Genomic DNA, 17,584 nt, shown 5'->3' with positions numbered 1-17,584 from the left:
CGACCGCTCAAACCAAACTGCTGGCGATAACAGAATAACTGTTCAGATTTTGTTCAATTCAGCCTTTATCCAGTCATCGAGAGCGGGTATCATGCCAACCCTTTTTCGAACTCTCATGATCCGGCCCCACAACTGGAAAGTCCTATGTCGGCGGTACGCATCGGTCCATACACATTGCACAACGGCTTGATTCTCGCCCCCATGGCGGGTGTCACCGACCAACCCTTTCGTCAGCTGTGCAAGCGACTGGGCGCAGGACTTGTAGTCTCGGAAATGGTCACCAGCGACATGAGTTTGTGGAACACCCGCAAATCGCGCATGCGCATGATCCACGAAGGCGATCCCGAGCCACGCTCGGTACAGATCGCCGGTGGCGATGCGCAGATGCTGGCGGATGCGGCCCGGGCCAATGTCGAACTGGGCGCACAGATTATTGATATCAACATGGGGTGTCCGGCGAAGAAGGTCTGCAACAAGGCCGCCGGTTCTGCGCTGTTGAAGGATGAGGCACTGGTAACCGAGATCCTGCAGGCCGTGGTGGCTGCAGTTGATGTGCCGGTTACCCTGAAGATCCGCACCGGCTGGGACCGGGACAACAAGAACGGTCTGACGGTGGCGAAGATCGCCGAGCAGGCAGGTATCACGGCGCTGGCGGTTCATGGCCGCACCCGTGCCGATCTGTACACCGGAGAAGCCGAGTACGACACCATTGCCGCGATCAAGCAGGCGGTGTCGATTCCGGTCTTCGCCAATGGCGACATCGATTCGCCGGAGAAGGCCCGATACGTGCTCGACGCGACCGGTGCCGATGGATTGCTGGTTGGACGGGCTGCCCAGGGGCGGCCATGGATTTTTCGCGAGATCGACCATTTCCTGCGTACCGGCGAGAAACTCCCGGCGCTGGAACTGATCGAGGTGGAACGCATTCTGCTAGAGCATCTGGCTGCGCTGCACGTCTTCTATGGAGATGTCATGGGCGTACGCATTGCTCGAAAGCATGTGGGCTGGTATCTCGCAACCCTGCCGGGCGCCAGGGAGTTCCGCGCCCACTTCAATCGTTTGGAAGATACGGAAGCACAATGCGCCAACGTTCAGGGCTTCTTCGCCGAACGTTACAAGAGCCTGACAGGGGACGGAGAAGAGGTGGCCGCATGACGATGATGACCGAGACTTTAGTGAGTGGAACAACACCCGTGAGCGACAACGTGAATTTGAAACAGCACCTCAACACGCCGAGCGAAGAAGGTCAGACCCTTCGCGGGAGTGTCGAGAAGGCGCTGCACAATTATTTCGCCCACCTTGAGGGCGCTGCCGTCACGGATGTGTACAACCTGGTGCTCTCCGAAGTCGAGGCGCCCCTGCTCGAGTGCGTGATGAACTACGTCAAGGGCAACCAGACCAAGGCCAGCGAGCTGCTCGGACTGAACCGAGGCACCCTGCGCAAGAAACTCAAGCAGTACGATTTGCTGTAAGCATTCAATCAAACCAGAAAGGCGCCCGCGTAAAAACGGTCGCCTTTTTTGCTGACTCCTTTGCTTTTGATGGAAATTGAAATGACCGACCAGACTACCCGCCTGCCGATCCGCCGCGCCTTGATCAGCGTTTCCGACAAGACCGGGATCCTCGAATTCGCCAAAGAGCTTGAAGCCCTGGGCGTCGAGATCCTTTCCACCGGCGGAACGTTCAAGCTGCTGCGCGACAACGGTGTTGCCGCAGTGGAAGTCGCGGACTACACCGGTTTCGCAGAAATGATGGACGGTCGGGTGAAAACCCTGCACCCGAAAATCCACGGCGGGATCCTCGGTCGTCGCGGTATCGACGACGCGATCATGAACGAGCACGGCATCAAGCCGATCGATCTGGTTGCAGTCAACCTGTACCCGTTCGAAGCCACCATCAACAAGCCAGGCTGCGACCTGCCGACCGCCATCGAAAACATCGACATCGGCGGCCCGACCATGGTCCGCTCCGCTGCGAAAAACCATAAAGACGTGGCCATCGTGGTGAATGCCAGCGACTACGCCAGCGTCCTCGAAGGCCTCAAGGCCGGCGGCCTGACCTACGCTCAGCGTTTCGACCTGATGCTCAAGGCCTTCGAACACACCGCCGCCTATGACGGCATGATCGCCAACTACATGGGCACCGTGAACCAGGCCGCTGAAACCCTCTCGACCTCCGGTCGCAGCGAGTTCCCGCGCACCTTCAACAGCCAGTTCATCAAGGCTCAGGAAATGCGCTACGGCGAGAACCCGCACCAGAGCGCGGCGTTCTATGTGGAAGCCAAGCCTGCCGAAGTCGGCATCGCCACCGCGACCCAACTGCAAGGCAAGGAGCTGTCGTACAACAACGTGGCCGACACCGACGCCGCGCTGGAATGCGTGAAGAGCTTCGTCAAGCCGGCCTGCGTGATCGTCAAGCACGCCAACCCGTGCGGCGTTGCCGTGAGCCCGGACGCGGAAGGCGGCATTCGCCAGGCTTACGAACTGGCCTACGCCACCGACACCGAATCCGCCTTCGGCGGCATCATTGCCTTCAACCGCGAACTGGATGCCGAGACCGCCAAGGCCATCGTCGAGCGTCAGTTCGTCGAGGTGATCATTGCCCCAAGCGTCAGCGAAGAAGCCCGCGCCATCGTCGCGGCAAAAGCCAACGTGCGCCTGCTGGCCTGCGGCGAGTGGTCGGCTGACCGCGCCGCTGCGTGGGACTACAAACGCGTCAACGGTGGCCTGCTGGTGCAGAGCCGCGACATCGGCATGATCGGCGCCGATGACCTGAAAGTCGTGACCAAGCGCGCACCGACCGAACAGGAAATCCACGACCTGATCTTCGCCTGGAAAGTCGCCAAGTACGTCAAGTCCAACGCCATCGTCTACGCCAAGAATCGTCAGACCATCGGTGTCGGCGCTGGCCAGATGAGCCGCGTCAACTCTGCGCGTATCGCTGCGATCAAGGCTGAACATGCCGGTTTGCAGGTCGCCGGCTCGGTCATGGCCTCCGATGCATTCTTCCCGTTCCGCGACGGTCTGGACAATGCGGCGAAGGCCGGCGTTACCGCAGTAATCCAGCCGGGCGGCTCGATGCGTGATGCAGAAGTGATTGCAGCGGCTGATGAAGCTGGCATCGCCATGGTATTCACCGGCATGCGCCACTTCCGTCACTAAGTACACGATCCACTGTGGGAGCTGGCCTGCCAGCGATAGCATCCCCTCGGTTTAGCCGATAAACCGAGTTGTCTGCATCGCCGGCAGGCCGGCTCCCACAGAAAAGCGCCCCTGCGGCGCTCAACAGAATTAGCGTCATCCGAGGTTTTTTGAAATGAATGTTTTGATCATTGGCAGCGGTGGCCGTGAACACGCCCTGGCCTGGAAAGTGGCTCAGGATCCGCGCGTGCAGAAGGTTTTCGTAGCGCCCGGCAATGCTGGCACCGCCATTGAAGCCAAGTGCGAAAACGTCGCTATCGACGTGCTGGCCCTCGAACAGTTGGCCGACTTCGCCGAGAAGAACGTTTCCCTGACCATCGTCGGTCCGGAAGTGCCACTGGTGGCTGGCGTCGTTGATCTGTTCCGCTCCCGCGGTCTGGACTGCTTCGGTCCGACGGCGGGCGCTGCCCAGCTGGAAGGCTCGAAAGCGTTCACCAAGGATTTCCTCGCGCGTCACAAGATCCCGACCGCCGACTACCAGAATTTCACCGAGATCGAGCCAGCCCTGGCTTATCTGCGTGAAAAAGGCGCACCGATCGTGATCAAGGCCGACGGCCTGGCCGCCGGTAAAGGCGTGATCGTTGCCATGACGCTGGCCGAAGCCGAAGACGCCGTGCGCGACATGCTCGCCGGCAACGCGTTCGGCGACGCCGGCTCGCGCGTGGTCATCGAAGAGTTCCTGGACGGCGAAGAAGCCAGTTTCATCGTCATGGTCGACGGCAAGAACGTATTGCCGATGGCCACCAGCCAGGACCACAAACGTGTTGGCGACGGCGATACCGGTCCGAACACCGGCGGCATGGGCGCTTACTCCCCGGCACCGGTTGTGACCAGCGAAGTGCACAAGCGCGTCATGGACCTGGTGATCTGGCCAACCGTGCGCGGCATGGCCGAAGAAGGCAACGTTTACACCGGTTTCCTCTATGCTGGCTTGATGATCGACAAGGCTGGTAACCCAAAAGTCATCGAATTCAACTGCCGCTTCGGCGACCCTGAGACCCAACCGGTTATGCTGCGTTTGCAGTCGAGCCTGGTGTTGCTGGTCGAGGCCGCCCTGGCACAAGCTCTGGACAAGGTGGAAGCCCAGTGGGATCCACGTCCGAGCGTCGGCATCGTGCTGGCGGCAGGCGGCTATCCTGGCGACTACGCTAAAGGCGTGGCCATCAACGGCCTGGATGCAGCCGCCGCGCTGGAAGGCAAAGTCTTCCACGCCGGTACGGCACTGAAAGACGGTCAAGTGGTGACGGCCGGTGGTCGTGTGCTTTGCGCTACCGCCATGGGCGCCAGCGTTGATGCTGCTCAGCAGCAGGCTTACAGGCTGGCGGCGAAGATTGACTGGGAAGGCTGTTTCTATCGCAAGGACATTGGCTACCGCGCCATTGCCCGCGAGCGTGGCGAAAATCAGGAATAATCGATCCATTCGGTCGGGCAAGGGTTTCAACCCCTTGCCGGACTATTCCGGCGCCGCGCATAGTTATATTCTGGCATCAACCTACGAAGGGATTTCGCCGTGCGCTGGCTCAGGATTGCCATAGGTTTCACTGTCACCGTGCTGACTTTGCTCTGCATGCTCCCGGCCCAGGCCGCGCAAGGCAGTGGTTGGGCGGTATTGCTCGACGAACAGGGCGACCTGCAGCTGAGCGACATCCGTTCCGCTCGCTACACCAACCAATTCAGCCCCACCGAACTCGAACGCCTCACCGCGGCGGAGCCCGGCGGTGCGCTCTGGCTGCGTTTCAGGCTCTCACCGGGCAAGCACGAGCAATTACTGCGGGTGTTTGCGCCCGACCTGTCGCACCTCAATCTGTATGTGCTGGACGGCGACAAGCTGATTGATCAGCTCAACACCGGCACCGAACAGCCCCAGGTTGAACGGCCATTACCCAACAGCGACTTCATGTTGCCGTTGCCGCAAAGCGACAAACCCCTCGATGTTTACCTGCGCCTGGTTTCCGAACACCAGATGCGGCCCTACATCACCCTGCAATCAGCCATCATGACCGCGGCCAATCAGAGTCAGACGTTGATCTACGGCCTGCTGTTCGGCTGCATCGGCATGCTGGTCCTGCGCAACCTGATTCGGTATGCCTACACCCGATCGCGCAGTAGCCTGTGGCTGGCAGGTTGTGAAGCATTGTTGATGCTCAGCCTCGGGCTGCTGCTGAACCTCGCGGGACCGTGGTTACCGGACTGGCACGCGGTGCAGACACCGGGTGCCTACCTCGCCTTGCTGCTCACCGCACCGTGCGGGCTGATGCTTGCCTACCGCTTCTTTGCTCCGCTCGGCCCGCATCCGCTGAACAAACTGCTGCTCGGCGAAATCCTGCTCATCACCGTCTGCGGCCTGCTGTTGCTGTTCGTCAATACGCTGCCGCTGAACATCATCACCTATACGCTGGTCGCCCTGGCGGGCCTGACGATGTTGTTCGTCAGCGCCTGGCACTGGCAAAAAGGCTATCGCCCGGCGCGGCTGTTCGTGGCAGCCATGGTGGTGTTCAACGCGGGAACGCTGATCATCCTGCCGGCCCTGCTGGGGTTGACGCTGATTGAACCGCAGGGCCTGATCATCGCCCTCCTGGTGTTCATCTGCATCAGCGGTCTGTTGATGAGTATTGCCCTGAGTGAACGCCAGCGCAGCATCACCGAGGACCGTTTCAGCATCAGCCGCGACCTCGCCGCCAGCAACGCCGAAATCAATGCCAAGGCCGAATTCCTGGCGAAGATCAGCCACGAAATCCGCACCCCGATGAATGGCGTGCTGGGCATGACCGAACTGTTGCTGGGCACACCGCTGTCGGTCAAGCAGCGCGACTACGTGCAAACCATCCACAGCGCCGGCAACGAACTGCTGACCCTGATCAACGAGATTCTCGACATCTCCAAACTCGAATCCGGACAGATCGAGCTGGACGATGTGCAGTTCGATCTCAATGCGCTGATCGAAGATTGCCTGAGCATCTTCCGCGCCAAGGCTGAACAGCAGAACGTCGAACTGATCAGCTTTATCCAGCCGCAAGTGCCGCGGGTCATCAGCGGTGACCCGACGCGCCTGCGCCAGACCTTGCTGAGCCTGCTGGAAAACGCCCTGAAAAAAACCGACGAAGGCGAGATCCTGATCGTCGTCGCCCTCGACGAGCGCAGCGCCAGGCCGCGCCTGCGCATTGCCGTGCAGGACAGCGGCGAGCCGATGGACGCCGAAGAACGCGACGCGCTGATGCACGCCGAACTGCACAGCAAGAACTTCCTCTCCGCCACCCGACTGGGCGGCAACCTCGGGCTGGTGATTGCCCGCCAGCTGATCCGTTTGATGCAAGGCGAATTCGGCATCAAGAGCGGCGCCAACCAGGGCAGCACCTTGTGGCTGACCTTGCCCCTGGACCCTGACCGCCTCGAACACCCGACCTCCGACCTCGATGGCCCGCTGCAGGGTGCTCGGGTGCTGGTGGTGGACGACAACGACACCTGCCGCAAAGTATTGGTGCAACAGTGCAGCGCCTGGGGATTGAATGTCAGCGCTGTCCCGTCCGGCAAGGAGGCGCTGGCGCTGCTGCGGACCAAGGCGCACCTGCGCGATTACTTCGACGTGGTCCTGCTCGACCAGAACATGCCCGGCATGACCGGCATGCAACTGGCGGCCAAGATCAAGGAAGACCCGAGCCTCAACCACGACATCCTGCTGATCATGCTCACCGGCATCAGCAATGCGCCGAGCAAGATCATCGCGCGCAACTCCGGGATCAAGCGCATCCTCGCCAAACCGGTGGCCGGCTACACCCTCAAGACCACGCTGGCGGATGAACTGAACCAGCGCAACAAGGGCCTCGCCGTTTCGCCGCACCTGCCCACGGGCCCGACCCTGCCGGTCAAGGTGCCTAGCGACTTCCGCATTCTGGTTGCCGAAGACAACAGCATTTCGACCAAGGTCATTCGCGGCATGCTGGGTAAACTCAACCTGCAACCGGACACCGCCAGCAATGGCGAAGAAGCCTTGCAGGCCATGAAGGCCCAGCGTTACGACCTGGTACTGATGGATTGCGAAATGCCGATCCTCGATGGTTTCTCGGCCACCCAGCAATTGCGCGCCTGGGAAGTCGGCAACCAGCGGGTTCGCACCCCTGTCGTGGCGTTGACCGCGCATATCCTCGCCGAACACAAAGAGCGTGCGCGTCAGGCCGGCATGGACGGGCACATGGCCAAGCCGGTCGAGCTGTCGCAGTTGCGCGAACTGATCGAGCATTGGGTAGCCCAGCGCGATCAGCAGAACCGGGCAACGGCTCAAACGTCCTGAGCCGACAGACCCGATCACGCCTGATAGACTCCCCCACGACTTCCCTCGCCAGTGAGCTTGTCCCATGCTCCATGTGTTGTTCAGCGTTTACCTGAAGATGCTGGTGCTCTATAGCCCGTTCTTCGTGTTGTCCTGCTTCATCAGCCTGACCCGCGGTTATTCACGCAAGGAGCAACGTCGGCTGGCGTGGAAAGTGGCAACGGCCACGCTGGTGTCCAGCGTCTTGCTGTACCTGTTCGGGCGGGTCATTTTCAATGTGTTTGGCATCACCGTGGACGCGTTCCGCATCGGCGCCGGCAGCGTGCTGTTTATCTCGGCGTTGGGCATGGCCCAAGGCAAGTCAGCGGTCCAGACCGACAATGTGCAGCAGGACGTCACCATCGTGCCGCTGACCATCCCCCTGACCGTCGGCCCCGGCACCATCGGTGCGTTGCTGGTGATGGGGGTGAGCCAGCCGCACTGGGACGACAAACTCACCGCCATCCTCAGCATCGCCCTGGCCAGTTTCACGGTAGGTGTGGTGCTTTATCTGTCGAACCGCATCGAGCGAATACTGGGTGACCAGGGTTTGCAGATTGTCAGTCGGTTGATGGGGTTGTTTGTGTGCGCACTGGCTGCACAGATCATTTTCACAGGGGTGAAGGGTTACCTGGTGCCCTGACGGCAGCGATGACCAGAGGCGTGAAGCCTCTGGCAAGCGCAATGATTCAAACCGGCGTTCTTGTTTCTGTGTTTCCCGGGATTCCGTGAAGAACCAAAAAAAAAAGCCATGGCAACGCGAGAGGACACTCGGCTGCCATGGCTTTTCATTGAAGAGTACATCTTCAGGAAGAGGGTTTTTCTCCGTACCAGCGAGGGGTGTATACCCAATCACCGCCACCTGCCCGCGAAAATACGCAGGTCGTGGACGATCCCACCAGCACCATGGTGCGCATATCCACCTGGTCCGGGGTCAACTGGCCAAGGGTTGTTACTCGCAACGTCTGACCCGGGCGGCCGATGTCGCGCCCCAAAACGACTGGCGTCTGAGGCGTACGGTGTCGAGCGACGATTTCCAGCGCCCGGCCAAGCTGCCAGGGACGGGAGCGTGAGATCGGGTTGTAGAACGCCAGCGCCAGATCAGCCTGCGACGCCAGATCGAGACGTTTCTCGATAATGTCCCAAGGCTTGAGGTTATCCGACAGCGACAACACACAGAAGTCATGCCCCAACGGCGCACCCGCCTGAGCAGCGGTGGCCAGTGATGCGGAAACACCGGGAAGGATTTCCAGATCGACGTTGTGCCAGTTCGCATCACTGGATTCGTGCAGGGCTTCGAGCACCGCCGCCGCCATGGCGAACACACCCGGATCACCCGACGAAACCACGACCACGGAACGCCCTTGCGCCGCCAGCTCGAACGCGTGACGCGCACGCTGCATCTCTTCGCGGTTGTCAGTGCAATGCAGCACTTGATCGGCGCGGAACGGGCCAGCCATGCGCACATAGGTTTCGTAGCCCAGCACATCGTTGGCGCGCGCCAGTTCAGCCTTGACCGCGGGCACCATCAACTCGGCAGCGCCGGGGCCAAGACCGATCACCGCCAGACGCCCCCGGGGACGGCCGATCGATAACGGGTCCAGAGGCTGCTCGGCCACCGCGATGGCAATGGCGTCATTGCCGAAGATCAAAACAGGCGGGGTGATGGCGTTGCGTGCCAGCTCACTGACCGCACCCGTCGCCGAGGCAAAGCGCAATGGCACACCCAGTTCAAGCGCCGCTTCATGCAATGCAGCGCTCGACATTTCACTGTCTGCAGCCAACAGACACGCCACCGACTGCACGGCGATTTTTGTCTGGTGCAAAGCATCGCGAACGGCATTGGGCACATTGGCCACGCCGGCACTGATGGCCACCAACACGTTGCGCGGATAAATCAAAAGTTCGTTCGCCGCCGGCGTACGCTCGGCATGCCCCACGTGAACTGCCAGTCGCGCTTGCGGGTTTTCAGGTAACTGCGCCTGCGCCAACCACGGCGCTTCACCCTCGATGCGCACGGTTTCACCGGCCAGCAAATCGGACACAAAGCGCTTGCCCAGTTCCAGGTCGCCGAGGGCATATCCGTTGGGTGGATTGAGCAGGCACGTGCCGAATCGCAACTCGCCACTGGTGGTGATCGCCGCCGCCACGTTCAGCGCGGCCGCGATTTCCCGCGCCAGCACGTTCACGCCGCCCAGACCGCCCAGCAGCGGCACCACCGCGCTGCCATCTTCGGCAACGGCCAGCACCGGCGGCTCGGCGCCTTTTTCCAGCAGCAACGGCGCCAGTGTGCGGATCACGATACCGGCCGCGCACAGGGCAATGATCGGCGTGTCCTGCTGATAAAGTTCGCGCAGGGTTGCGCCGAATTCGTGATAGGCACGGTCCGCGCCTTCAACCCGATCGGCCAGGCCATGGATCACGGCGTCGGGGTACAGTTTTTGAATATTGCGCGCGGTCGCAAGGCTGCCATTGCCGAGGATGACAATCGCCGGAGCTGGACGAGTCATCAGCCTTGCCACCTTTCACCCGGAACGATGATCAGCGAGAAGTACGGCGAGGACATGGGCTCGACCTGATCCAGCGGCACAATCTTCTGATTGGCCATGGTCGCGCGTTCGACGTAAAGCGCGCGCTCTGCCAGACCAAGCTCTTCGAGCACCTGACGGACCTTGGGGAAGTTACGCCCCAGCTTCATGATCACCGCCGCGTCGGCATCAGCCAGCCGGCGCTTGAGATCGTCATGAGGCAATACGCCGGACAGGACCGACAAGCTCTGATTGCGGTACACCAGTGGCGCACCAAGGACCGAAGCGCCGCCGAGCATCGAACAGACACCTGGCACGACTTCAGCCTCATAACGTTCCGCCAGACGATCGTGCAGGTACATGTAGGAACCGTAGAAGAACGGATCACCTTCGCAGATCACTGCAACGTCACGTCCGGCATCGAGATGAGCGGCGAGTTCTTCGCCGGCCGCATCGTAGAAATCACTGATCACCTGCTCATAGGACAGCGGTGCCGGCAATGCTTCGGTCGTCACGGGATACACCAGCGGCAGCAAGGTTTGTGCGTCCTGCAAATGCGCTTCGATGATACCAAAGGCATTGCCCTTCTTCCCCTTGGCAACGAAGTACGCCACCACCGGCGATTCGCGCAGCAGGCGCAGAGCCTTGACGGTAATCAGTTCTGGATCACCGGGGCCGACGCCAAGGCCGATCAAACGTCCAGGTTGCTGCATTATTCGATCTCCGTGGCGAGGGCATTGACGGCGGCGGCGGCCATGGCGCTACCGCCCAGCCGGCCTTGCATGATGACAAACGGCACGCCACGGCTGTCCGCCGCGAGCGCTGCCTTGGATTCGGCGGCGCCGACGAAGCCCACCGGGAAGCCGAGAATCAGCGCCGGTTTCGGCGCGCCGGCATCGAGCATTTCCAGCAGATAAAACAAGGCGGTTGGCGCATTGCCGATCACTACCACACTGCCCTCCAGGTGCGGGCGCCACAGTTCCAGCGCGGCGGCGGAACGGGTGTTTCCCAGCTCGCGCGCCAGCTCCGGAACGCTTTCATCGCGCAGGGTGCAGATCACTTCGTTGTTCGCCGGCAAGCGTGTGCGGGTCACGCCTTCGGACACCATCCGCGCATCACACAGAATCGGCGCGCCGGCGGCCAGCGCATCGCGCCCGGCCTTGCCCGCGCCGTCGGAGAATTGCAGACCGTCAATCGCATCGACCATGCCGCAGGCGTGAATCACCCGTACCGCGAGTTTTTCCAGATCGGCCGGGATTCGTTCGAGGTTGGCCTCGGCGCGAATGATCGCGAAGGAGTTGCGATAGATCTCCTGACCGTCGCGGATGTAATCAAGCATCAAAGGGGCTCCGTGAGCGGGCGTCGAGCAGGGCTGCGACCGCTTCAATAGTAAGGTTGCGTGCGTGCAGGGCGCCGAAACCTGGCTGCCCCCCTTCGCGAAAATAGAGGTCGTAATGACCGGGGCTGATCGCCAGTAAAGTGATGGGTGCAACATGCGCGGCGGCGCAGGAACGTGAGCAGCCGGACAGATGCACGTTCAATACCTGGCCATGACGCTGCAACAGCGCGGCCAGTTGCAGAGCGTCGCCCTTGGTGTCGGCCAGGCCTTTGCCGCAGCCACTGGAACCGGTACAGGCGATCAACCGCGACAAGGACTGATCGGCGTCGCACAGCAGGCCCAACCGATGCAGACGCCGGATGACTTCATCGGCGTGTTCGTCGCGGATGTTCGGCAACAGCAGGCTTTGCCACGGGGTGAACCGCAGCGTTGCGTCGCCGTATTCCTGCGCCAGCTGAGCAGCCCCCCGAAGCATCGCGCAATCGAGCCGCCCCAGCGGCGGTACGGCGCCGACATAGACATGACCGGCTTGCGCCTGCGGATGGGCGCCAATGTGCAGAACGTTTGAAGTCAATGAACGCTGCCAGGCTGTAACGGGCTTGAATGGCACACGCTCGGCCAGCCGGGCGAGAAACCCGCAGGTCGTCATTTCGCTCAGCAAATGGCGCATTCGCGTTTGATCGGGCTGCGCCAGCTCCAGGAACAACTCAAGCACGGCGACCACCAGCGCATGACCCTCTTCCAGCGGCACCGAACCAACCGGCCCGTCGGAGGGACACCCGGCCAAACCGAAAGCCAAGCGCCGCTCGCCCTCTCGCTCGACAGCGGACAACCACAGATCATGAGGGTGTTCGAGCATCGCCAGGCCTTCGCCCCCATCCAGCTGCACGGCGAATTTGGCGCTGAGGTCGTGGAAAGGTTCGTGCTCTTGCAGGGTAGCGAGGATCTGCCGGGCCAGGTCGCGGGTGTCGAACAGCATCTGCCGGTCGATGCCTGCGCTCGGGCTCAGCATCAGATTGCGTACATCGTCGCCGGCCGCATTCGAAGGGCCGAGGCCCGCGGCGAGCAGACCTTCAATCAGCGCGGCCTGCTCATGTGCGATGCCACGAATCTGCAGGTTGGCCCGGTTAGTCGCCTCGATCACTGAGCTGCCGTAACGCTGTGCGCCATCGGCAATGGCGCAGGCCTGCGCAGTACTCACCACACCACCGGCGAGCTTTATTCGGCAGATGCCCCCATCCCTGGCCTGGACGATACGCAGCAGCCCCGGACAAGCCGAGGGGCGTAAAGCGATGGGCGCAGAGTGTTTGTTCAAAGGGACGACCGGATCAAAAGTGGAAGCGCCTCCGGATGGAAGCGAGCGGTATTATGCCTGCTTTGCCGTACGGCATCCTAAGACCGCGTGTCGCAAACGCTTGCTCCCTCAATCAATCATCCGGCGCCCCACATAGACGTTGCGAATAAAACTCGAATATCGCGTCAGCGATAATGCCGAGCCGATCCTTCAACACTGGACGGACCTCATCAAACCTTGCGCTGTTCAGAGTGAATGGCACGGCGCGATGCATGAGCGTGACGCTGCTCTCGTTCCAGTCCCGAAACAAAATTCTTCCCGCTGGACTCGGGGACAAGGAGCAAAGGGCAGATGTATTTGCCAATAGTGCAGACAACATATCTCTTGTAACTTTTCCCATTTGATTTTCAACACCAGAAACTTCATTCAAACAAGCCTGACTTAGTTGACCGGAGACATGCCTGTAATATGGCTCGACGACGCTTTCGTCTTCGGACTCCCAGTCCATAGACCAAAGCGTGATGGCAAACAGGGAGAACAAACCCGGGGGATCTGTTTGACGATCGCGCTCTTGTCAGTTTCGAACGCTTCCGAACATACCGTAAAGCCCAGGTATTCCGCGCTCTTCAAATCCATCGTTAATTCTTTTTAAACCATTAATCAGCGATACAAGAAAGTTCAGGCTTTACAACTTGAAAACCGTCATCCAGCAACTGGGGCAGGCCACTTAAAACATTCCATTACTCGCCTTCACTGCCGACGCGTATCATGTGCCGCTTTATACAGTTGAACAGAGCACACACATGGCACGCTGGCTGACCGTGACAGGCATTGGTGAGGAGGGCTTCAAAGGTCTGGGCAAAAATGCCCGGCATGCGCTGTTGGCCGCGTCGAAGATCTTTGGCAGCCAACGACAATTGGATCTGCTCCCGGCGTGTATCCGCGGCGAACGCCGAGTGTGGCCGAGTCCATTCTCCCTCGATGGGTTGCTGGCCCTGCGGGGCGATCCGGTCTGCGTGCTCGCCAGCGGAGATCCAATGTTCTTCGGTGTCGGCGCCACCCTCGCTCGACAACTGCCCGGCGATGAAATGCTGATCCTGCCGGCGCCCTCCTCCTGCTCGCTGGCCGCGGCGCGAATGGGCTGGCCGTTGCAGGAGGTGGTCACGCTGTCCGTCGTCGCCCGCCCGATCGCGGCGCTCAACGCGCAGTTGTTCAGCGGTGTTCGCCTGCTGGTACTCAGTAACGACGGTCAAAGCCCTGCGGCGATTGCTGCGCTGCTGCGCGAGCGCGGATTCGGGCCAAGTCGCCTGACCGTACTGGAACATTTGGGCAGCGAAGTCGAGCGACGCATCGACGGCGTCGCCCGCGATTGGGCCGACCCGGTGATCGCCGATCTGAATCTGATCGCCATCGAATGCATCGCTGAACCCGATGCGCCGCGCCTGTCGCGACTGGCCGGCTTGCCGGATTCAGCCTTTAAGCACGACGGCCAACTGACCAAACGCGACGTGCGCGCAATCACCCTCGCTCGCCTGGCCCCGGTGCCCGGTGAACTGCTGTGGGACGTCGGCGCCGGCAGCGGCTCGATCGGCATCGAATGGATGCGTGCCCACCCGAGTTGCCGGGCGCTGGCCATCGAAGCCGATGAAGGACGACAACTGTTGATCGAGCAAAATCGCGACGCGCTTGGCGTGCCCGGCCTGCAACTGATCCGCGGCAAGGCGCCGCAAGCCCTCGCCGGGCTCGAGCGCCCGGATGCGATTTTCATTGGTGGCGGCGTCACTCGCGAGGGTGTGCTGGACACCTGCTGGACTCAGTTGAAACCCGGTGGTCGCCTGATCGCCAACGCCGTCACACTGCAAAGTGAAATGACCCTGATGGCTTGGCGCGAGCGGCATGGCGGCGAACTGACGCGCATCCACATCGCCCAGGCGCAACCCCTGGGCGACTTCGACACCTGGCGCCAGGCGCTGCCGATTACCTTGCTGGACGTGGTCAAACCTTTCGATGCGTGATGAAACTGCCGAACAACCCGCACCGCTGCGCAGCGGCCTCACGACGGGCAGTTGCGCCACCGCGACCAGCCTCGCGGCCGCTCGCCTGCTACTCGGCGGCGAGCCCGCGGATGCAGTGGACATCGTCCTGCCCAAAGGCAAGCAGGTGCAGATGCGTCTGGAGTTCTGTCGGCTCCTGGATGACGGCGCCGAAGCCGGCACGATCAAGGATGCCGGCGACGATCCGGACGTGACCCACGGCGCGCTGCTGTTTTCCCAAGTGCGATTGAACGCCGAACCAGGCATTCGATTCAGTGCTGGCCAAGGGGTGGGCACGGTCACCCGGCCAGGATTGGTGTTGGCTGTCGGCGAACCGGCGATCAACCCGGTCCCGCGCAAAATGATCACCGACCACTTGACCTTGCTTGCCGAGGAACTGGGCTATCACGGCGGTTTCGAGGTCACGGTGAACGTCGAGGGCGGCGAGGCGCTGGCATTGAAAACCATGAATCCACGACTGGGCATTCTCGGTGGCTTGTCGATCCTGGGCACCAGCGGTATCGTCCGGCCGTTTTCCTGCGCGGCGTACATTGCCTCGATCCATCAAGGCATCGACGTGGCGAAAACCAACGGTTACCTGCACATCGCCGCATGCACCGGCAACGCCAGCGAAGACACCATGCGCCGCGTCTACGACTTGCCTGAAATCGCCCTGATCGAAATGGGCGACTTCGTCGGCGCCGTGCTCAAGCACCTGCGCAAAGTGCCTGTGGATAAACTCAGCATTTGTGGCGGTTTCGGCAAGATCAGCAAACTGGCGGCCGGGCACATGGATCTGCACAGCCGGCATTCGAGTATCGACCTGCCGCAACTGGCCGAATGGGCCGCGGCGGTCGGCGCGAATGAAGCGTTGCAGCAAGCGATCCGCGAAGCCAACACCAGCCAACAGGCGTTGGCCATGGCCAGCGCGGCCGGCATCGCGCTTGGCGATGCGGTGTGCGGACACGCGCTGGCGTTTGCGCGCAGTGTGGTGCCGGCGCAGGTTCAGGTCGAAGTGTTTGCCATCGATCGCCAGGGCGGCATCGTCGGCCATGCGGGAGCTTTTCAATGAAACGCATTTTGCTGCTCGGCGGTGTGACGGAAGCATTGGCAATCGCCCGTACGCTAGGCCCGGAACACATCTACAGCCTTGCCGGCGTCGGTCGAGTGCCGACGGATCTGAATTGCCAGGTGCGCGTCGGCGGCTATGGCGGTGCCGAGGGTCTGGCGCAGTTCATCCGCGATGAAGGGATTGACCTGCTGCTGGACGCGACTCATCCCTACGCCGCACAAATCAGCCAGAACGCTGCGACTGCCGCGCAACGGGCCGGTATTCCCTGCTGGGCACTCAGGCGTCCGGCCTGGCAGCCGCAAGCCGGGGATGACTGGCGCGAAGTCAGCGACTGGGCCGGGTTGATCGACTCGCTGAAACCGTTCCGCCGACCGCTGTTCACCCTTGGCCGTGAACCCTTGCAACACCTGCACGAAATCCCGCCGGAGCAATTCTGGACGTTGCGCGCACTGGATGTTTATCCCGGCAACGAACGCTGCGAAGTGATTGGCGCCCGCGGGCCATTTCTGATTGACGATGAACGTGAGCTGTTCGAGCGCCGGCAGATTGATGTGCTGATCAGCAAGAACAGCGGCAGCACTGCCACCGAGCCGAAACTGGACGTGGCGCGGGAACGGGGGGTGCCGGTGTTGGTGTTGAAGCGGCCGGTGTTGGCGGGGGTGGATCGGGAGTTCGGGTCGGTGAGTGAAGTCCTGGCCGCACTGACGGACGCCTAAGTATTTGTGGCGAGTCACCACTCCTCCCGGCATTTCAAATCGGAGCCGCTACACTCATCTGAAATACGCTGCGACACCAAACCGCAGGCCGCTTTTTTACTTATCGGCATTGATCAGGCTAAATAGCCGCGCCTGATCTCCCACTCAACCGGATCTGTCCCATGTCCCGACAACGGCTCGCAATTGCCTGGATAGCCTGCTTCGCAGTGCTGTTCAACATGCTCGCCATGCCGATGACCGGAGCGATGGCGCAGACGGCGAAATCGCCGGCCGAACAGCTGTTGTGGGGCAGTTTTTGCTCGTCCACCGGCACGAAGATGGTGGCGATTTCCCTGGGGACGCTTGAACAGAAAGCGCCGCAAAACGACGATCATTCCAGCATGCAGCATTGCTGGTGTTGCTCCGGCTCAGCGCCGCTGGTGGCATTGCCCGGGCATGTACCGCAGTTGTACTTCGCGCGTTTCGAGGCCAATCGAAGCCTGCCCGCTGCTTCTCTCGACACGCCCACTCCGCGCCAGCAATGGCCGAATCTCAACCCCCGCGCATCCCCTCTGGTGTGATTCCTTCTCGCAATTGACCTGCGTCTTGAATCGTTCTGGAGAACTGTCATGTTGAACAAACTCATCGTTCTGGCTGCGTTGCTGCTGCCTGCCTGCTTTGCCAATGCCCATGAATACAAGGCGGGCGAACTGGAGATCGCTCATCCATGGTCGCAAGAGTTACCGCCTAACGCGCCGACCGTTGCGGCTTATTTCGTGATTCAAAACCACGGTAAAACCGCAGACAAACTGCTCAGCGTCGACTCGCCGATTGCAGGTATCGCTCAACTGCACGAGCACGTGATGCAGAACGATCTGATGAAAATGCAGCAAGTGCCGGTCGTCGAAATCCCGGCGGGCGGGAGCGTTACGTTTGCGCCGATGGCGTATCACGTGATGCTGCTGGAACTCAAAGACCGCAGCCTGCTGAGCGACGGAAAACGGTTCCCGCTGACGATGCATTTCGAGAAATCCGGTGATGTGACGGTCGAAGTCGCAGTGCAGAAAACCGCGCCGAACGGCGTGCAAGTGCACGCGCACACCCCGTAATCGCCAAC

General features: G+C 61.2%; 15 protein-coding genes. 11 read left to right on the top strand and 4 right to left on the bottom strand.

Features of this window, described 5'->3' with window-relative positions; genetic code table 11:
* The first annotated feature begins 144 nt into the window (after positions 1 to 144).
* The 6 genes from dusB to ACM6I5_RS27430 all read left to right on the top strand — a co-directional run bounded on the left by dusB (position 145) and on the right by ACM6I5_RS27430 (position 8,149).
* Positions 145 to 1,155, top strand: coding sequence for a tRNA dihydrouridine synthase DusB (gene dusB / locus ACM6I5_RS27455; RefSeq protein ID WP_017336338.1), 1,011 nt, complete (start codon positions 145 to 147; stop codon positions 1,153 to 1,155).
* Positions 1,152 to 1,472, top strand: a complete 321-nt coding sequence (fis, locus tag ACM6I5_RS27450) for a DNA-binding transcriptional regulator Fis (RefSeq protein ID WP_007907419.1) — start codon at positions 1,152 to 1,154, stop codon at positions 1,470 to 1,472. Before dusB ends, fis begins: the two co-directional genes overlap by 4 nt.
* 81 nt (positions 1,473 to 1,553) lie before the next feature.
* On the top strand, positions 1,554 to 3,161 hold the full coding sequence (gene purH, locus ACM6I5_RS27445) for a bifunctional phosphoribosylaminoimidazolecarboxamide formyltransferase/IMP cyclohydrolase (RefSeq protein WP_017336337.1): 1,608 nt from the start codon (positions 1,554 to 1,556) through the stop codon (positions 3,159 to 3,161).
* Positions 3,162 to 3,315: 154 nt separating this feature from the next.
* Complete coding sequence (gene purD / locus ACM6I5_RS27440) at positions 3,316 to 4,611, top strand: phosphoribosylamine--glycine ligase (RefSeq protein ID WP_017336336.1); 1,296 nt, start codon at positions 3,316 to 3,318, stop codon at positions 4,609 to 4,611.
* A gap of 99 nt (positions 4,612 to 4,710) precedes the next feature.
* The gene (locus ACM6I5_RS27435) at positions 4,711 to 7,488 is read left to right on the top strand and encodes a response regulator (RefSeq protein ID WP_414885055.1); all 2,778 of its coding nucleotides are present in this window, start codon (positions 4,711 to 4,713) and stop codon (positions 7,486 to 7,488) included.
* Between the two features lie 64 nt (positions 7,489 to 7,552).
* Positions 7,553 to 8,149 carry a MarC family protein gene (locus ACM6I5_RS27430; protein WP_017336334.1) on the top strand — a complete coding sequence of 199 codons (597 nt, stop codon included), beginning with the start codon at positions 7,553 to 7,555 and terminating at the stop codon, positions 8,147 to 8,149.
* Between the two features lie 163 nt (positions 8,150 to 8,312).
* On the opposite strand, the gene cobJ is transcribed toward ACM6I5_RS27430, so the two are convergent.
* The 4 genes from cobJ to cobG are packed head-to-tail and all read right to left on the bottom strand — an operon-like array spanning position 8,313 to position 12,688.
* On the bottom strand, positions 8,313 to 10,016 hold the full coding sequence (gene cobJ, locus ACM6I5_RS27425) for a precorrin-3B C(17)-methyltransferase (protein WP_017336333.1): 1,704 nt from the start codon (positions 10,014 to 10,016) through the stop codon (positions 8,313 to 8,315).
* A complete protein-coding gene (locus tag ACM6I5_RS27420; RefSeq protein WP_017336332.1) occupies positions 10,016 to 10,747 on the bottom strand; it encodes a precorrin-2 C(20)-methyltransferase in 732 nt (243 codons plus the stop codon). The genes cobJ and ACM6I5_RS27420 overlap by 1 nt, the downstream gene beginning before the upstream one ends.
* Positions 10,747 to 11,373: a precorrin-8X methylmutase gene (locus ACM6I5_RS27415; RefSeq protein ID WP_017336331.1), complete on the bottom strand. Its 627-nt coding sequence runs from the start codon at positions 11,371 to 11,373 to the stop codon at positions 10,747 to 10,749. The genes ACM6I5_RS27420 and ACM6I5_RS27415 overlap by 1 nt, the downstream gene beginning before the upstream one ends.
* On the bottom strand, positions 11,366 to 12,688 hold the full coding sequence (gene cobG / locus ACM6I5_RS27410; RefSeq protein ID WP_414885054.1) for a precorrin-3B synthase: 1,323 nt from the start codon (positions 12,686 to 12,688) through the stop codon (positions 11,366 to 11,368). Before cobG ends, ACM6I5_RS27415 begins: the two co-directional genes overlap by 8 nt.
* Positions 12,689 to 13,470: 782 nt before the next feature.
* On the opposite strand from cobG, the gene cbiE reads away from it, so the two are divergent.
* The 5 genes from cbiE (at position 13,471) to ACM6I5_RS27385 (ending at position 17,576) form a co-directional block, all read left to right on the top strand.
* The gene (gene cbiE, locus ACM6I5_RS27405; RefSeq protein ID WP_414885053.1) at positions 13,471 to 14,682 is read left to right on the top strand and encodes a precorrin-6y C5,15-methyltransferase (decarboxylating) subunit CbiE; all 1,212 of its coding nucleotides are present in this window, start codon (positions 13,471 to 13,473) and stop codon (positions 14,680 to 14,682) included.
* Positions 14,675 to 15,772 (top strand): cobalt-precorrin-5B (C(1))-methyltransferase, encoded by a 1,098-nt coding sequence (locus ACM6I5_RS27400; RefSeq protein WP_414885052.1) that lies wholly within the window; start codon positions 14,675 to 14,677, stop codon positions 15,770 to 15,772. Before cbiE ends, ACM6I5_RS27400 begins: the two co-directional genes overlap by 8 nt.
* The gene (locus tag ACM6I5_RS27395; protein ID WP_414885051.1) at positions 15,769 to 16,488 is read left to right on the top strand and encodes a cobalt-precorrin-6A reductase; all 720 of its coding nucleotides are present in this window, start codon (positions 15,769 to 15,771) and stop codon (positions 16,486 to 16,488) included. The genes ACM6I5_RS27400 and ACM6I5_RS27395 overlap by 4 nt, the downstream gene beginning before the upstream one ends.
* Before the next feature lie 161 nt (positions 16,489 to 16,649).
* On the top strand, positions 16,650 to 17,048 hold the full coding sequence (locus ACM6I5_RS27390; RefSeq protein WP_017336326.1) for a DUF2946 domain-containing protein: 399 nt from the start codon (positions 16,650 to 16,652) through the stop codon (positions 17,046 to 17,048).
* A gap of 48 nt (positions 17,049 to 17,096) precedes the next feature.
* Positions 17,097 to 17,576, top strand: coding sequence for a copper chaperone PCu(A)C (locus ACM6I5_RS27385; RefSeq protein WP_414878201.1), 480 nt, complete (start codon positions 17,097 to 17,099; stop codon positions 17,574 to 17,576).
* The last annotated feature ends 8 nt before the right edge of the window (positions 17,577 to 17,584 follow it).

This window comes from Pseudomonas sp. IT-P171 (genome assembly GCF_949767765.1).
Lineage (GTDB): Bacteria > Pseudomonadota > Gammaproteobacteria > Pseudomonadales > Pseudomonadaceae > Aquipseudomonas > Aquipseudomonas fluorescens_B.
The sequence above is the reverse complement of the archived record's forward strand: the minus strand, read 5'-3'. Positions and strand labels throughout refer to the sequence as shown.